At 37.4% G+C, this 17627-nt stretch carries 16 protein-coding genes; 4 read left to right on the top strand and 12 right to left on the bottom strand.

Annotation, left to right across the window (positions count from 1 at the left end; translation table 11 throughout):
• Positions 1–5: 5 nt before the first annotated feature.
• The 8 genes from BUE24_RS19935 to BUE24_RS19970 form a co-directional block, all read right to left on the bottom strand.
• Complete coding sequence (locus tag BUE24_RS19935) at positions 6–530, bottom strand: YciI family protein (protein WP_073320300.1); 525 nt, start codon at positions 528–530, stop codon at positions 6–8.
• Between the two features lie 84 nt (positions 531–614).
• Positions 615–1520, bottom strand: coding sequence for a transporter (locus tag BUE24_RS19940; protein WP_073320174.1), 906 nt, complete (start codon positions 1518–1520; stop codon positions 615–617).
• Positions 1521–1764: 244 nt separating this feature from the next.
• The gene (locus BUE24_RS19945; RefSeq protein ID WP_073320177.1) at positions 1765–2670 is read right to left on the bottom strand and encodes a hypothetical protein; all 906 of its coding nucleotides are present in this window, start codon (positions 2668–2670) and stop codon (positions 1765–1767) included.
• A 126-nt stretch (positions 2671–2796) separates the two neighbouring features.
• Positions 2797–3264, bottom strand: coding sequence for a CYTH domain-containing protein (locus BUE24_RS19950; protein ID WP_073320180.1), 468 nt, complete (start codon positions 3262–3264; stop codon positions 2797–2799).
• 87 nt (positions 3265–3351) lie between these two features.
• Positions 3352–4185, bottom strand: coding sequence for a DUF2911 domain-containing protein (locus BUE24_RS19955; protein ID WP_073320183.1), 834 nt, complete (start codon positions 4183–4185; stop codon positions 3352–3354).
• 20 nt (positions 4186–4205) lie between these two features.
• On the bottom strand, positions 4206–5306 hold the full coding sequence (locus tag BUE24_RS19960) for an AraC family transcriptional regulator (protein WP_073320186.1): 1101 nt from the start codon (positions 5304–5306) through the stop codon (positions 4206–4208).
• Between the two features lie 31 nt (positions 5307–5337).
• Positions 5338–6033, bottom strand: coding sequence for a hypothetical protein (locus BUE24_RS19965; protein WP_073320189.1), 696 nt, complete (start codon positions 6031–6033; stop codon positions 5338–5340).
• 108 nt (positions 6034–6141) lie between these two features.
• Positions 6142–6807, bottom strand: coding sequence for an NAD-dependent epimerase/dehydratase family protein (locus BUE24_RS19970; protein WP_073320192.1), 666 nt, complete (start codon positions 6805–6807; stop codon positions 6142–6144).
• An 85-nt stretch (positions 6808–6892) separates the two neighbouring features.
• On the opposite strand from BUE24_RS19970, the gene dinB reads away from it, so the two are divergent.
• Complete coding sequence (gene dinB, locus BUE24_RS19975; protein ID WP_073320195.1) at positions 6893–7999, top strand: DNA polymerase IV; 1107 nt, start codon at positions 6893–6895, stop codon at positions 7997–7999.
• A 1-nt stretch (position 8000) separates the two neighbouring features.
• On the opposite strand, the gene BUE24_RS19980 is transcribed toward dinB, so the two are convergent.
• Positions 8001–9146, bottom strand: coding sequence for a methionine aminotransferase (locus tag BUE24_RS19980; RefSeq protein ID WP_073320198.1), 1146 nt, complete (start codon positions 9144–9146; stop codon positions 8001–8003).
• A 205-nt stretch (positions 9147–9351) separates the two neighbouring features.
• Between BUE24_RS19980 and BUE24_RS19985 the strand changes: the two genes are divergently transcribed.
• Genes BUE24_RS19985 through BUE24_RS19995 form a run of 3 tightly spaced genes read left to right on the top strand, consistent with a single transcriptional unit; the run spans position 9352 to position 12798 of the window.
• Complete coding sequence (locus BUE24_RS19985; RefSeq protein WP_073320201.1) at positions 9352–10017, top strand: succinate dehydrogenase cytochrome b subunit; 666 nt, start codon at positions 9352–9354, stop codon at positions 10015–10017.
• Positions 10018–10030: 13 nt separating this feature from the next.
• Complete coding sequence (locus BUE24_RS19990; protein WP_073320204.1) at positions 10031–12046, top strand: fumarate reductase/succinate dehydrogenase flavoprotein subunit; 2016 nt, start codon at positions 10031–10033, stop codon at positions 12044–12046.
• A gap of 5 nt (positions 12047–12051) precedes the next feature.
• Positions 12052–12798, top strand: a complete 747-nt coding sequence (locus BUE24_RS19995; RefSeq protein ID WP_073320207.1) for a succinate dehydrogenase/fumarate reductase iron-sulfur subunit — start codon at positions 12052–12054, stop codon at positions 12796–12798.
• 97 nt (positions 12799–12895) lie between these two features.
• On the opposite strand, the gene BUE24_RS20000 is transcribed toward BUE24_RS19995, so the two are convergent.
• From BUE24_RS20000 to BUE24_RS20010, 3 genes are all read right to left on the bottom strand, one after another.
• Positions 12896–14173: a polysaccharide lyase family 7 protein gene (locus BUE24_RS20000; protein ID WP_073320210.1), complete on the bottom strand. Its 1278-nt coding sequence runs from the start codon at positions 14171–14173 to the stop codon at positions 12896–12898.
• A gap of 177 nt (positions 14174–14350) precedes the next feature.
• The gene (locus tag BUE24_RS20005; RefSeq protein ID WP_073320213.1) at positions 14351–15169 is read right to left on the bottom strand and encodes a Rossmann-fold NAD(P)-binding domain-containing protein; all 819 of its coding nucleotides are present in this window, start codon (positions 15167–15169) and stop codon (positions 14351–14353) included.
• Entirely contained in the window at positions 15153–17546 is a 2394-nt protein-coding gene (locus BUE24_RS20010) for a M28 family peptidase (protein WP_073320216.1), read from the bottom strand. The genes BUE24_RS20005 and BUE24_RS20010 overlap by 17 nt, the downstream gene beginning before the upstream one ends.
• Positions 17547–17627: the final 81 nt, after the last annotated feature.

Here is a 17627-nt window from a genome sequence, read left to right on the forward strand (position 1 = left end):
TTAGGTTATCGCAATGGAAATCCTTTGGCAGCCCACCAAGGATGTATTTCAATCACCAATCGACCTGCTTTAACCATTGGATCCATATTGGCAAGACTATCCGCCATTTTTTGAGTAGGCGTATTATAGATGGTGATTCCTCTAATATCTCCGTCATCTCCAAAAGGTCCTGAAATATCTGCGTATCCTTCTTTATACATTCTACCCAAATGCTGTAAATGTAATTTTTGTAAACTATCTGCAACTTCTTTGGTTTGAGAACGGTTTGGGCCTCTTTTTAAGAAAGCAATGAAATATTGTTGCATAATAGTAGTGTCGCCTGTTTCCTGATCCACATAATCAAAGAGTTGATATCCTTGTTTTTCTAGCTTTTCTTTGATGGATTTTACAGAAGGTTTTTCTACAATTTCTTCAGTGGTTTTGACCGGATCAGAAATAGCTTCCTTTTGTTTTTGACACCCTGTGGTAACAAGCAAAATCAAAAGACCGATAATTAGGGCAATGTTGGATAGTTGTTTATTGGATTTCATAAGGTGGATAATATAAAATGCACTTCCAAAGATAAACATTTGAAAGTGCATTGCTTAAATCTACCTTAACCAATTAACGTCAGATCAATTGGTTTTGTAAACAAGTCCTAATGAAAAGGACGAAGCTTTATTGTAATTCTGGCCTTCCATAGTTACTGCATAACCGGTAGAGATTCCAAAATTGTTCTTGTATACGGGTACATAGAGATCCAAATATAAGTTTGCAAAATCTACCTCAGTTTCTGGTAAAGCTGCTGCACCACCTGCTGCGATAAATTCTGGTGATCCGATATCAAATCCACTTAAGGAATTTTGCACTCCCACTTTGGCATGCGCATAAAACCATTTGTTATAGTATCCTAATTTTGCACTATATATCATAGCGTTAGGGACTTCAAAGTCCGAGCTGTTTCTTAAACTATACGCTGCTTGTAATTCTACAAATACATTGGCGGATGCGGTAAATTGCACAAAGCCACATCCTTCATAGGCAGTTGCACCATTACCCAGCGCTAATATCCCTGCAGCTTCGTATCCACCTACTGGCAATGTTACTCCTGTTGCTCCACCAACAGCTAGTTTTGAGGCATTATTAAATTTGGTTTCCAAGATTTTAGCTTTCAAAAATACACTGAGGTCCTGTACACCTTCTACCTGGCTCTCACCAATGATAGGATCATCTATACCCATTTCATTACTGGTAGATACATAAGGTACAGTTACTGTAGTTGAAAGCCAATTTGAAAAACCATATTCTCCATAGATACTTATGATCGATGAAGTGATTTCTCCCATGTTCATAGGATTGGATTCGGTCAAGGTTTCTCCTCTATAGAAATTATCAAATGCTTTATAGGAATAGGAAGAAGCAATGGTTAGGTCATTTTGTTTCGGAAAAAACCCGTTGATAAGGGTTTGTGCCGATAGTGATGATATAGATAGATATACTAATATAATCATCATTTTGGGGTTGTTCATAGTAATTGTCATATCATAGGCAGTTGTTTATTTACGTTGGTAAGATTGAGGAAATATTGTTAAAAATTTTAAGATTGGGATAGGTAAATTAGAAAATAATCCTATAAAAAGCAAATATCATCGATAAAATGCATTTTTGCATTGAGAAACATTCATTTGTAAGACAGGTTGATTTTTGAACTGTTTTTGTAATACGAGCATAAAAAATCGCCTTCAGAAATACCCTGAAGGCGATCAAATATACGATTGAGATATCTTACCTGGCCGTATATACTAGTCCAAAGGCCAGTCCTGATTCTTTACTGTGATTTCTACCACTTATAGTAGCTCCATAACTTGCAGATACGCCAAGAGTCTGTTGGTATACAGGCACATAAAAATCGAAAGATAGATTGGTGAAATCTACTTCGGTTTCAGGTAGAATTGCCGCACCACCCGCTTCACCAAACTCTGCAGTTCCTATATCCAGGCCAGACATAGAGTCTTGTATATCCAATTTGGCATGCACATACAATAGCTCATTATGAAAACCAATTTTTGCACTATACATCATGGCGTTTGGGATGTCGAAATCATCACTGCTTCTTTGGCTGTACCCCAATTGTACTTCACTGAATATGTTGAAGGGTAATGAGTATTGAACAATTGCCGAACCATTGATGGTAGTGGCTTGATTTCCCAAAGAAAGTACCCCAGCTCCTTCGTAATCTCCTACAGGAAGAGTCACTCCAGTAGCACCACCCAAAGTTATTCTAGAATTGTTCTGAAATTGTTTTTCCAAAATCCTTGCTTTCATAAAAACTCCAAGATCTTGAATACCATCTACTTTTGCAACCTGCTGAACAGGGTCTATAGCTCCATCTTCACTTTCAACCTGTATGTAGGGTAAAGTAACGGTAGATGACAACCAGTTTGAAATGGCGTACTGCCCATAAAAGGAAACGATTGATGATGAAATCTCACCCAGTCCGGCCGGATTTCCATCAGATAATGACGAACCTCTGTAAAACTGATCATAGCTTTTGTAAGAATAACTTGGGGCAACGGTAATGGTGTTTTTTTCGGGATAAAAACCGTTGACAGGGATCTGCGCAGAAACATTACAAAAAAAGCATAAGAGGATCGTGACCCCTATTAGGGATCTTGTGAAATTGTGTAACATAATTTTCAATTTTGGTTAATAATTGGCCTGCTTAGACGGAGGGTAATTACTTACCTTACATGATCATATGTTATCTTTTGATTAACCAAATTAAAAGGAGAATTAAGCCGTTTTTGAGTTACGATTTTACCATAAAATGAATGGATTTTTGCTTAATTGAGAGTTGTAGTACCTGTTTTCTCCTGTTACTTCTTTTCCGAGCCAATTGGGTTTTAAAAAAGGTTCATTTTCTTCTTCTAATTCGATTTCTGCAAGAATCAATCCTTGATTTTGTCCAAAAAACTCGTCTACCTCGATAGTGTGTTTGCCTGATTTTATTTCGTAGCGAGTTTTTTCGATCATTCCCTGTTCACAAAGGTGGAGAAGTGCTTCCGCATCTTCGATAGAAATCGGTTTTTCCCATTCAAATCGAGACGTACCTGTAGCGTTCCCAATACCTTTTACAGTAATGAATGCCTGTTGGCCTTTGATACGGATTCGTACTGTTCGTTCGGGATGCGTATTCAGAAACGCTTGTACGATTCGGTATTGCTTGGTTGATTCTTTTTTGAATTCTTCAGAGGTTACCAGGAATTTTCGTTCTATTTCTGTCATGTTGTTGTAATAAATAATCCCTGAATCGATAATCGATACAGGGAAATTTACTCTAAGGTATTACATTTTGAGATATTATTGCCGGAATTACTTCGACCATTCCTGAATCAATTTTCGGTTCAGTCGGATAAGATCTTCGTTTTTTGCCTTTTCCGAAAGAACTAAGGATCTTTTGGCAGCGACCAGAGCTTCTTTTTTCCTTCCCAAATCTCCCAATATTAAAGCTTCTCGATATACCTGAAAGAATAGTGCTTTCTCACTTTTCGTGACTTTTTGGATATACTGCAGAGCTTGTTCCAAATCTGTATTTGCTTCATGCAAATATAATGCGGCCAGAAAGTAATCGAAATCTGATGGCCCTGATAGTACTTTTTTGATATTAGCCATAGTTTTTTCATGCACTTCTACTTTGATTGATAAGGAAGCTCTTACATTCCCCCAGGCAAATACCAAATCTGCACTATCCAGCTCAATCTGGTCCAGATACATCAAGAATGATTCTACGGTATTTTGTTGGTTGGTTACGTTTGCCTTTAACTGTAATACGGGGGTTCTAGAGGTATAGGTATTCCAGTTTCCAGTATCATAAGTGTACAAGTAGATATCCCAATAGGTATTGTTTGGTTTGGAGAGTATGGCGTATGTTCCTTTTTTTAATGGGCTCCCTTGTATGGTAATATCATCACTCACGGTGATCTTTGTAGCAGCATTGGCGCCCGTTCTCCAAAAAGTACCGTAAGGAAGTAAGCCTTCTGCACCAAAAAGAGTTCTTCCTCGTTGACTGGGTCTGGAGTATTCTAATTCTATATCGGTGATCCCAATGGTCTGTATGGTTTTTGAAGACGGACTTAATGCGGGAATGGTAAGCTGTGCTTGAACGGCGCACACCGATAGCACGCAAATTACAAATGTTTTGAACATGATGTTTTGATTTTGAAAGATTATAAGTTTGAGAAATACTCTTTGGGAGTAGCTCCCATCAAATCCTTAAAGGATTTGTTGAATGTGGTTTTGGAATTAAAACCGGCCTCTTGCGCAAGCCCAAAAAAGGTCATATGCTTGGCTTTTTCGGTTTGGGATAAAGCGATAAATTCTTTGATTCGATAGTAGTTAATGTATTCAAAGAAATTCATGCCAATACGCTCATTGAGCAGACGTGCCATTTCGGGATTACTCACCCCAAGCATTTCTGCTAATTCTGATTTTAGCAGTTTTCTGCTCAAGTAGGGTTTTTTGTCTTCCATGAGTTGTTCTAATTGCTTTTTTAGCGTATCCAACTGTTGGTTAGAAAACTTAGATTGTGCATATTTCTTAGAAGAGACAAAAGCATCGATTTTAAACAGCTGTGGTTCTTTTATACTGTAAAAAGCAATAAAAAGAGTCATGATAGCAATGCTTATCCATATTATTTGCCAGTTTACTTTGGTGAAAAAAGAATATCCTACTGCCCAGTTCAAGAACATAGTAAACCAACAGAGTAAACATATCCCTATAGCTACCAAAAAGCTGAAAAAGAATCTGGATTGAACACTATAACTTAATTCTTGTTGAATATCTTTTTTAAACTGTAAAAAGATCCGAAGGCTGAGTACCCAATAGGTAATATTAAAGCATAACCCAATTGCTATAAATGCTAAGGTAACCTTTGAGGTAAGTCCGCTGGCTGCTCTTTCTTGTAGTACCTCGTCTGAAGGCAAAATAAAATAGATGGTTGCCAAGGTATTATATACCAGTGCAGGCAAGTAATGGATAAGCTCTTTCTTTGAAAATGGTTTTTTAATCAAGCTGGACCGGGTAAACAGATAGATCGTGGCTCCAAATAATAAGGTGGCAAATTCTGAAAAAATCACCCAGCGATAGTTATCAGTAAAGAAGCCTGAAATATAGAATACCCTACCTGTTAACCCGATGGCTAAAACGAAGACTAATATCACGATGTACTTATTTACATTCCTGTTTTTTTTGGAAAAGAAATAAATAAAGATCAGAAACAAACTCTGAAAATACGCGAAATATACCAGCTGATTAAGTAGTGCTTGCATGGGTCTACTATCAAATTTTTGATTGAATATACTAGTTTATCACAAATTGATTTACATGCAATACACTTTCATTCTTATATATACCCTTATCCTTCATAAAGGTTTCGAATTCTTTTTTGCTTTCCCATTCTGTTACCACTAACAAATCAGGATTATAATAATACCCTGCAGGTGATTTCCCATTGGTTAGCTTCAAAACTGTTTTTCCTCCCGTGGCAGTAGATTTTTTAAACCATTGTTTGGTAAAGGCATCAAAAGAAGAATTGTCTTTTTTCCAATAGGCAGTTACTACATTATACTTGTTTTTATCCATGCTAAACGAAAGATCTTCGGGCATTTCATAATACACTAAATTAAAAATGGACCAAATTGTTCTTCGTTGCTCATGAAAATCGGGAACAACCGTTTCAATTTCTGAGATAAACTGTTCTCGGTTGTTTAGATCGCTCCACTGACCGAATATAAAACTGGTAGGTTGGATGTTTCCTTGTGTGGTTTCTACAATTCTAAAACCGGGTAGAGGTTTGTAGGATCGTTTGAAGGCCACTGGGAAAGCTGTTTTTCTATATTTTTCAAAAGCCTTTTCGGTTTCCGGTTTTGTAGTTAACATAAGGATATCCAATATTTGTCCTTTCTTAAGGTTGACAGACTTAATATTGGCCTGAGCAAAAAGAGAAGAGTTACCTATAAAGATAACTAGTAATGTGATAATTTTTAACAGTTTCATGATTTTTGATTTTTGAGATTATTAATTTCAAACAAATGTAGAAACTGCTTTCAGATTCCAGTAAATAAGGGCGCTCCAAAAGATACGGATACGGTAAACGCACTACTTTTACTCTTGTTTTTGTGCGATTTCTTTGATATGATCAGAAATAATGATGCGATCGGCAAATTCATGATTAGCTAACCAAATCATCGCTAGAACGATCGTTTCAGGAACGATAGTTTGGTACTTCTTAAGCCCTCCAATCAGTAGGGGATTGATCACCTTCATCAATTGTTTGAAAAAATATTCCCCAGGACGTTTTTCAGTTCTTTGACCTCCAATAAGTGAGGGTTGTAAGAGATGTGTTTTAGGAATTTGACATTGCAACACGTCTCTTTCCATTTCTCCTTTTGTACGATTATAAAATACACTACTGTTTGGATTCGCACCCAATGCAGATACCACAATATAGGTAGGGATGTTGTTCGCTTTGCAAAGCTGGGCGACACTTACCGGGATGCCATAGTCAATTTTATGATAGAGATTTTTGTCTGGAGTTTTGGCCTTGGTGGTCCCGATACAACAAAACACTTCGTCGGCTATAAATTTATCCTGATGATCAGACAGAATAAGTAGATCTACAATATGTTCTTCCACTTTTGGGTGCGAAATTCCGGTCGCTTTTCTGGAGAAAAGAATAATCTTGGAATACCTCGGATCTTCGATGAGGAGTTGCAGTAAAATTCCTCCCGTAAGACCTGTAGCACCCAGTATTATTGCTGTTTTTGGCATTACTTTGTGATTTTGAAAAAATGTATTTTTTGAATACTCTAAAGATATTACAATTCGGATCAACGATAACCACTATTTTTGTATTGTGGAAGAATTGGTTGCACATAGAAAGATTATTCATGTAGATATGGATGCGTTTTATGCTTCGGTAGAGCAAATGGATAACCCAGAGTTAAAGGGGAAGCCTTTGGCTGTGGGAGGTGGCTCAAAACGAGGGGTAGTTAGTGCGGCCAGTTATGAAGCTCGAGTCTTTGGTGTGCGTTCTGCTATGGCTGGATTTAAAGCCAGGAAATTATGCCCGGATCTTATTTTTGTGAAACCGCGGTTTGATCGATACAAAGAAATATCGGTCAAAATCCGAAAGATATTTTTCGAGTATACGGATCTGGTAGAGCCATTATCTCTGGATGAAGCCTATCTGGATGTGACTCAAAACAAAAAAGGAAATCCCAGTGCTTCTCTTCTTGCACAAGAAATACGACAGCGAATCTTTGATGAAGTAGGTCTCACGGCATCTGCGGGTATCTCTATTAATAAGTTTATAGCCAAAGTAGCTAGCGACTACAATAAACCCAATGGTCAAAAGACAGTAAATCCAGAAGAAGTTATAGAATTTTTGGAAAACCTGGATGTGAAAAAGTTTTACGGAGTAGGGAAGGTTACCCAGGCGAAGATGTACCAAATGGGAATTTATACGGGGAAAGACTTGAAATCAAAATCAGAAGAGTTTCTTACTCAACATTTTGGCAAGTCTGGAGGTCACTATTACCGTATCGTAAGAGGAATTCATCTTAGCGAAGTAAAACCTAATAGGGAACGCAAATCCTTGGCAGCCGAAAGGACTTTTAGCGAAAATATATCTTCGGAAATTTATATGTTAGAGCGCTTAGAGAGCATCGCCGAAGAGTTGCAACGGCGATTGCAACGAAGTAAGGTGGCAGGTAGGACGGTGACTTTAAAAATCAAGTATAGCGACTTTACCTTGCAAACCCGAAGCAAAACCTTGCCTTATTATGTAAGTGACGCTGCCATTTTACTGGAAACAGCAAAAGAACTACTGTATCAGGAAAAAATGAAAAACTCTGTCCGTCTGCTCGGGATTTCTTTATCTAATTTGAATACCGGAAAAGACAAACCCAAAAAGAAAGAAGAAAAAGAGTTTGAAGTGATTCAGTTGAAGTTTGATTTTTAGTTTAAACCTCACATAAAATCTCCGCAGCCCTTTTCAAAGTATCCTCAGTCTTCGCAAAACAAAAACGGAGCACGTGATCATCTTTTTGGTCTAGATTAAATACAGAAACGGGTATGGAAGCGATACCATGTTCTTTCGTAAGTCGTTCTGCAAAATCCACATCGGCTTCGTTGGTGATGTCAGAATAATCCAATAGCTGAAAATAAGTGCCTGAAGCAGGAGTATACGAAAATCGTGAATCCTTGATGAGTGATAAAAACAAATCCCGTTTTTGCTGATAAAAATCGGACAATGACAAGTAATTCTCTGGTGTCTTTAAATACTCTGCAAGCGCAAATTGTATGGGATGATTGCTACAAAACACATTGAATTGATGCACTTTTCGAAACTCTTGCATCAAAACAGTAGGAGCCAGACAATATCCCATTTTCCAACCGGTAGTATGAAAGGTTTTTCCAAAGGATGCAGTTATAAAAGCTCGCTCTGCTAATCCGGGATATTTGCTTGCGCTTTCATGTTTCTGTTGGTCGAATATGATATGTTCGTAAACTTCGTCGCTCAGCAAAATAATATCAGTTCCTTTCAATAACTTCTCCAGTTGTAACATATCATTTTTGGAGAGTACAGTACCACTTGGATTATGAGGAGTGTTGATTATTACCATCTTTGTCTTCTTCGTTATTTTTGAAGCCACTTCCTCCCAGTTTATTGTAAAATCAGGAGCTGACAGCTGAACTGGAATGACCGTTCCTCCAAATAATTCGATAGAAGGTTCGTAAGAATCATAGGCAGGTTTAAAGATAATTACTTCATCTCCAGGAGCTACAAAAGCAGAGATGATCGTGAAAATCGCCTGGGTAGCACCAGAGGTGATGGTAACTTCACTTTCTGGATGATAATCGTAACCGTATAAGGCGCTTGTTTTTTCAGCAATGATCGATCTCAAAGATGGTAAACCCGGCATGGGAGCATATTGGTTATATCCTTTTTGCATGGCCTGTGATACGAGTTCGATTAATTTGGGATGGGCCTCAAAATTGGGAAAACCCTGAGAAAGATTAATGGCGTTATATGAATTTGCCATCTGACTCATCACCGTAAAAATTGTTGTAGAAACGTTTGGAAGTTTGGAATTGATATTTTGCATGCCTTAAAATTATAATATTTACAAAAAACAGCTTCTTTTTTGTTTAAAGTTTAGTATAAATTTCAAACGATTTCGTTGGAAACCGTAAACAAAGAAAAAAAGCTACTTTATATTCATTATAAATAAGCAAATACCCTTGGCAAAGCTTGGCTAAAATAAGCCTGAGCCCTATTTTTGTTGCTCAACTATTTAAACGTTATACATAATGGGTGGATTGATAAAATCTTCAATAGCTAGAAAAGTTGCCATGGCACTTTCGGGACTTTTCTTAGTTTTCTTTTTATTACAGCACTTTACTATCAATTTTACTTCAATTTTTAGCGCAGATACATTCAACGAATTATCACATTTCATGGGAACAAACCCCGTGGTACAATTCGCATTGCAACCTGTTTTGATTTTTGGAGTGGTTTTTCACTTTGTGATGGGATTTGTGCTAGAAATCAAAAATAAAAACGCGAGAGCGGTAAAGTATGCAAAATATAACGGAGGCGCTAATGCTTCCTGGATGTCTAGAAATATGATTTATTCTGGATTAGTAATCTTGGCATTTTTAGGATTGCACTTCTATGATTTTTGGATTCCTGAAATGGTTCATAAATATGTAGAATTTGCTCCTGAAGATCCAACAAGATACTATCATGAGTTATTAGAAAAATTTGTAAGCCCGGTTAGAACGGGATTATATGTAGTTTCGTTTGTGTTTTTAGCATTACACTTATGGCACGGATTTGCTTCATCTTTCCAATCTGTTGGGTTTAACAACAAATATTCTGTTGGGTTGACCAAATTTGCCAAAGCTTTTGCGATAGTGATTCCATTAGGATTTATCATTATTTCATTAGTACTTCATTTTAATCACAATCACTAAAAACACCACGAGTATGTCAATTTTAGATTCTAAAATACCTGAAGGGCCACTGGCAGATAAGTGGACAAAACATAAAAATACGATCAACCTGGTTAACCCTGCCAATAAACGTAATATCGATGTTATTGTAGTAGGTACAGGATTAGCAGGAGGTAGTGCTGCTGCAACCTTAGCAGAACTAGGATACAATGTAAAAACATTTTGCTATCAGGATTCACCTCGTAGAGCACACTCTATTGCTGCACAAGGAGGAATAAATGCATCCAAGAATTATCAGGGAGATGGAGATTCTGATTACCGTTTATTCTATGATACGGTGAAAGGAGGAGATTACAGATCTCGAGAGGCTAACGTATATCGATTAGCAGAAGTTTCAGGAAATATTATCGACCAGTGTGTGGCACAAGGAGTACCTTTTGCCCGCGAATATGGTGGATTACTAGATAACCGTTCGTTTGGAGGGGTATTGGTATCACGTACTTTTTACGCCAAAGGACAAACTGGGCAACAATTATTGCTTGGGGCGTATTCTGCAATGAATCGCCAAATCAACAGAGGAAAAATACAGCCATTCAATCGTCATGAGATGTTGGATTTGGTTAAGGTAGATGGAAAAGCAAGAGGAATTATTGCTCGTAATCTAGTTACCGGAGAAATAGAGCGTCATTCTGCTCACGCTGTTGTATTAGCGACAGGAGGATACGGAAACGTATTTTTCTTGAGTACGAATGCCATGGGTAGTAATGTGATGGCAGCCTGGAGAGCGCACCGAAGAGGAGCTTTCTTTGCAAATCCATGTTATACACAGATTCACCCAACCTGTATTCCTGTTTCTGGAGATCATCAATCGAAGCTTACCTTGATGTCTGAGTCATTGCGTAATGATGGACGTATTTGGGTACCAAAGAGAAAAGAAGACGCAGAAGCGATCCGTGCTGGTAAATTAAAACCGACACAATTGGCAGAAGACGAGAGAGATTATTACCTGGAGCGTCGTTACCCGGCATTTGGTAACCTGGTTCCTCGTGATGTAGCTTCTAGAGCTGCCAAAGAACGTTGTGATGCTGGTTTTGGAGTAAATAAAACGGGAGAAGCTGTATATCTTGATTTTGCTTCGGCGATACAACGGTACGGTAGTGAGAAGGCTTTGACTTCAGGTATGGAAAATCCTTCAAAAGAGGAGATCACAAAACTAGGAGAAGAAGTTATCGAGAATAAATACGGTAACCTTTTCCAGATGTATGAAAAGATTGTAGACGAAAATCCATATAAAACCCCAATGATGATATACCCAGCGGTACACTATACCATGGGAGGTCTTTGGGTTGATTATAACTTACAAACTACGGTTCCTGGTTGTTATGCAGCAGGAGAGGCAAACTTCTCTGATCACGGGGCTAACCGATTGGGAGCTTCTGCATTAATGCAAGGTTTGGCGGATGGATATTTTGTATTACCATACACTATCGGGGACTATCTGTCTCATGATATTAGAACTGGTGAAATACCAACAGATACTCCAGAGTTTGACCAGGCAGAAAAAGATGTTAAGGATCGTATCCAAAAACTAATGGGAGGATCTGGAACACACTCTGTAGATTATTACCATAAGAAACTTGGTAAGATCATGTGGAACAAATGTGGAATGTCTCGTAATGAGCAAGGCCTTAAGGAAGCAATAGAAGAAATTGCCGCCTTGCGTGAGGATTTCTGGAAGAATGTAAAAGTTCCAGGTACTGCGGATAGTATGAACCCAGAGTTAGAAAAAGCAGGTCGAGTAGCAGATTTCTTAGAATTAGGAGAATTGTTTGCAAAAGATGCGTTGAATAGAAATGAATCTTGTGGAGGACACTTTAGAGAAGAGTCGGTAGAACAAGAAGGAGAACAAAAAGGAGAAGCACTTAGAGATGACAAAAACTTTAAGTACGTTGCTGCCTGGGAGTACAAAGGTGAACCAAAAGACGCCGAATTACATAAAGAAGAATTAACCTTCGAAAACATTGAATTAAAAACACGTTCTTATAAATAAAAGCTATGAATCTTACACTAAAAATATGGCGTCAAAAGGATGCTAAATCACAAGGAAAGATAGTAGATTATCAAATATCTGGTATCGAAGGAGACATGTCTTTTTTAGAAATGCTAGACGTGTTGAATGAAGATTTGATCAACAAAGGTGAGGAACCTGTGGTATTTGATCACGATTGTAGAGAAGGAATTTGTGGTGCATGTTCGCTACAAATTAATGGAGAACCACATGGACCGGATCGTCTGATCACTACTTGCCAGTTACACATGCGTAAGTTTAACGATGGAGATACCATTTACATCGAGCCTTTTAGAGCAAAGGCTTTCCCAGTGGTAAAGGATCTTATGGTAGATCGTAGTGCATTTGATAGAATCCAACAGGCAGGAGGATATGTATCCGTAAATACTTCTGGTAATACGATTGATGCCAATGCAATTCCAATCGAAAAAGAAAATGCAGATGATGCTTTTGCTGCAGCTACTTGTATTGGATGTGGAGCTTGTGTGGCAGCATGTAAAAACGCTTCTGCAATGTTGTTTACTTCTGCAAAAGTTTCGCAATTTGCATTGTTACCACAAGGACAGGTCGAAGCTACAGAACGTGTATTGGCTATGGTAAATCAAATGGACGAAGAAGGTTTTGGTAATTGTACCAACACTGGTGCCTGCGAGATTGAGTGTCCTAAAGGAATCTCTCTTGAGAATATTGCACGTATGAATCGTGAGTATTTGAAAGCTAGTTTGAAAGGGTAGTTATTTACTCAATATATAAAACAAAAAGCCGAAGTATTACTTCGGCTTTTTTCGTAACTAAAAAAATATAATATGAAATTAATGGTGTTGCTATTATTTAATGAAATACCTCTAATTTATTAATAGCCACACTGCCATAATCTGAACTTTTGTAGCTTTTGCCTTTCATAGATTGTAGATAGCATCCTGCTTTAAAATAGTTTTCTTTGGCTGGTGCACTTTGAGAGGTGTATATGGTTCTTACACGATTTCCACTAGTATTTAATTCGTATAATTTTACCACGCTGTTTTGGTAAGTCAATTCAAAGTATAATTCTTCACCAAGATTGAAATTACCCACGGTTTTTCCGCCGCCTTCTAATACTTCTGTAACATAACCGTTGATTCGTAGTTTTACCGAACCGCTAGTTTGATTTGCACTACCCTGGCATTGTACACGGATCACATCATCAAAAAAGTCGGTTTTATCATGTATTTGACCAAAACATACCTTACCAGAACTAGGTAAGCGATCCACCCGTACTTTCCAGCGCATGCGATGTTCTTTACTCGTTGTACCATCCCAATAGATAAGACCATTTCCATTTGCAGTAAGTTCTCTTAATTCCATCCTTGGATTACCAGATCCGGAGGAGGTGTCGCTACCTGCCCATACCTGAAATTTTGCCCAACCGTTTTGTACAAAAAACCAGTCAGGATTTGTGTAAGAAAGTAGATTAGGAATTTCATCTACATATTGATTGTTGGATTTGGTTCCAGAAAGACCGTTAAGCTTCCAGTTAACCAAGCCAAGTAGATCAAATGGAGTATTACTTCCCGGATTAGGATTACCACCACAGAGTTCTTCTACTGTAAATCGTTCCCAGGAAAGAGCACTGATTCGATTACAAGTCATAGGTTTGCTTCCATTTTCTGAGCTAATGTATTTTCCGTTATTCCCTTTAATAGCATAGTTACCATTACCGAGATTTTCGAAAGTAAATTTTTCCCAGGATCCAATTTGAGTGCGATTACAAGTAATAGGTTTGGTTCCGTTTTCAGAACTTACATATTTTCCATTATTGCCTTGTAAAGCAAATTGCCCGTTGCCTGCATCGACTAATGTGTATTTTTCCCATGCACCTTGTGCAGTTCGATTACAGTTCATAGGTTGCAGGCCATTTTCAGAACTTACATATTTTCCGTTGTTACCTTTTAAAGTAATAGATGTACAATCACCTATGGCTTTGGAGAGATCAATGTTGGTTTCAATACTTTCATTTGAGAATTCTTCATGAGAGCACCCGGCTAAAAAGAAGAATGTAAATGAAATACAGATCACCAAAAGTAAGTACAGAGGTTGATCGTGCAACCGCTTATAATTTGTGTGATTCATTAGTAATAGGTTTGTGTTAATATCTCATAATATTAAATTGGTCGACCAATTTAATATTTACAAATATATAAGTAAATTGTTAAAAAACGATGATTTTTTAAATTTTTAAACCTTTTGTTTAGTGTATTGATATTTTGACAAAGAGGAAAATTAAAATACCAAGATAAAGAGAAGGGGTTACGTAGTTTCCAGATCTTTCTGAAAAGAATATCCTAAATCTTGTTGGATTTCATCCGAAACTATGATTTTCCCTTTAGAAGGAGTTTCAAAATCATAATCTGGAGCAGGTAGTCCCATTTGCTCACAGACTTTACCATAGTATATTGCTTTTTCGGGATGATTGGGGTAAGAAGCATTAAAAACAGTATTCCACTGATCCGTTTTTATTATAGTAGAAATAACACCTATACAATCCTCTAGGTGAATCAAATTTACTGGTGCTTTTGGATTTTTGATGTTCGATCTACGCGATAACATATTAGCCGGATGTCGTTCAGGACCAAATAAACCGGCAAATCTTAGTATTGTAGTGTGGAAGCGTTTGTTATTTTGTAGCAATTGCTCAGACTTTATCAGCTGTTTTCCAGCATTTGAAGTAGCATTTGGAAGAGTTTCTTGAGAAATTAAAGGGAATCCTTCAATATCGGCAAAAACCGACGTAGAGCTTATAAAAAGCACGTTTTTCACTGTTGATTTTTCAATAAAAGGAAGGATACTTTCAATCTTAGCTACAAAATTGACTTCTGGATTTCTTCGCAACCCGGGAGGAACATTAATTAGTAGTATTTCGCTACCTTCCAAAAAACCAGTCATGTTACCCACTGGTCCTTCTTCGGTTAATTCAATTTGGTAGGTGTCAATCCCTTTGTCTTGTAGTTTTTCAATCTTATGAGCCGAGGTGGTAGAACCTTTTATTAGATAATTATGTTCAAGTAATTTGCATGCGGTAGGCAGTCCTAACCAGCCCAGTCCAAGGATACTAATCTGTTGCTTCATTTAGAGTCGACGTTTCTTCAGGTATTGTTGAAATAGAGTCTTTTGGTTTTTCTTGATATTGCGTAATAGCATAGTTCTTTTTTACAATTACTGCGTCATTCAATATGAAAGGTTTAGGCATCATATCTTTGGTTCTTGGTGGAATTGTAAAATGTTTATTTTGCAATAAATCATAGGAAGACTCATAGATCACAAATTTAGGCAAAGAATCTCTATGAAAACTCATTTTTAACTCCAAAGGTTTGTTGTTACTTACAAAGTAGGTAAGTAAACGATTTCTCCAGCGTTTGGTAAGGGCATTATATATTTCACCGTCAGAATGTTCAAAATCGATAGCAGTCTCCCCGTTTACTGTCAATGTATCAAAATTGAATATAGTTTGCGTATACAGATCTATTCTTTGGATATCTCTTTGAGGAGCAATACACAGATCCAAATGTCTAAGACCATTAACTATAGTGTCTTTACTAATGTCAATTCTCGGATTAGGAATGGTTTTGATTGGTGCTTGGTTGGCAAAAGTAAACGCTCTTCCGTATTTACTCTGTAGGGCATTTTTATTATAAGTATCTGCAATATTTGAGGTTTTGTCGATGTAATTTTGGGTCCAGGGATCCAGTAAATTGTCATAGGTGGCCCAAACTGCTTTGTTTTGATCTGTATCCAACAAATACACCAAACTATTTGGTTTTTGTCGTTCTTCTGTGAAATCGGATTTTAAGTGAGCTGTGATCAATAAGATTAAAGAAAGCACCAGAGTCATATTACCTACCAGATTTTTTCTTTTATAGAAGCCAATAACTGGTAAAAGAATACCAAATAACAGCACCGATAGTACAGAGGATACGAATAGAATTTTGAGTCCAAGTGCTACCGGAAACATAGCAATAAATTGCGCCAGGATAAAAATTGAAGGTAAGGATAAAAGGACCATCAAATAAGGATTGGGTCTTTTTTGTCGGATAAGTACAAATAAAGAAACCAAGCCAAATATTGCAATAAAGATAAAATAACTGGCGCCTTTCAAATACATAGCAGCCAAAGTGGATATAACCAACCACATACATATTGGAGCAATCATCATACTTGGCAAATTTTGTGACTTCTTGAATCGAGCATAGATTTTAAAACAAATAGCAACGGATAGAAAGACAAAAAAAGCGATGTAGTAATATCCATTATAGGTAAACCCATGTTGGATCTCGTTGTACTGTGGATAAATTATTTTCAGTAGTTCCCAAAATCCAAAAGTAAATAATCCGGCTAGCAGTATGGATGAAAAAAGAGAACCAAAACCTAGTAGTACGTCTTTCAAGTTAATACGATAGGCAGCTTTACCATAAAACAGCAGAACGACAAATATTATAATAGTGGCAATTAATAGCCCATATATCCAGCTAAAAGGATATTTGATCAATTTAAAAACAGGAGTGCTGAAATAAATATAATCTTTGTCGGATTTCAGATTACTAATATCGGATTCGGAGAAATAGGATAGAAGAGGCATCAAGTAGCTTCCCTGATGTTGCAAAGTGCTGAGGTCAAGATTTTGCCAGGTATCATTTGCGGTATGATAATCAAAATGATCACCAATAAAAGCAAAATTAAAGCCTTCGATATCTCCTTGCTCTCTTAATACCGTAAGGTCGGTGTCATTTGGAAGCATTTTGTAGATGCTATAGGCCAAAGAATTTGTAGCTGGATACGGCACCCCAGCTTCTGCAAATTCTTGCATCAATTTCCCATTCTTTCCGTTGGTTTCGATAAGCATGTACGAATCGCCACCACTTCCTCGGGCTTCAAAATTAAGAGTGATACCTACATTTTTTGCCCAGGGGTGTTTTTTTACAAAAAGATCTGCTCCGTTTAACCCTAATTCCTCTCCGTCAGTAATACAAAGGATGATATCATTCTTTGGTGTTTTGTTGGTAGCCAAGTAGGCTCGTATTCCCTCCAGAATAGTGGCGACTCCACTAGCGGCATCACTAGCTCCCAAAGAAGAATGTTGTGAACTGTCATAATGCGACATCAACATTACTGCTTTACCACCTCCACTTCCTTTGATCTTTGCTAAAATGTTTTGAGGTTCACTACAATTTCCAGACTTCCCGACCGAAAATCCCTTTTGTACTTGTGGTTGTAGCCCCATATTTTTTAGTTCTTGTACGATATAAGCAATAGCCTCTTCGTGTGCAGGACTTCCTAGGTAATGAGGAGCTTTCCCAATATTTTTTACATGTTCAAGAGCTCTAAGCGTAGAGAATTCTTGATCAGGAGTATCCAGGTCTGAAATGCTGTGGGATTTTGAGGTGTAAAAAGTGAAAAATATGCTAAGAATCAGGAGAACAAAGGTGAAAAGTGAAGAGAATTTTCGCATATGTGTATCAGTTTAGCTAAAGGTAAGAAATTAGCCACAATTATTAAAGATTTACAAATTAAATTGAAGGTTAGCTTAAAA

This window comes from Aquimarina spongiae (assembly GCF_900141785.1).
Classification (GTDB): domain Bacteria; phylum Bacteroidota; class Bacteroidia; order Flavobacteriales; family Flavobacteriaceae; genus Aquimarina; species Aquimarina spongiae.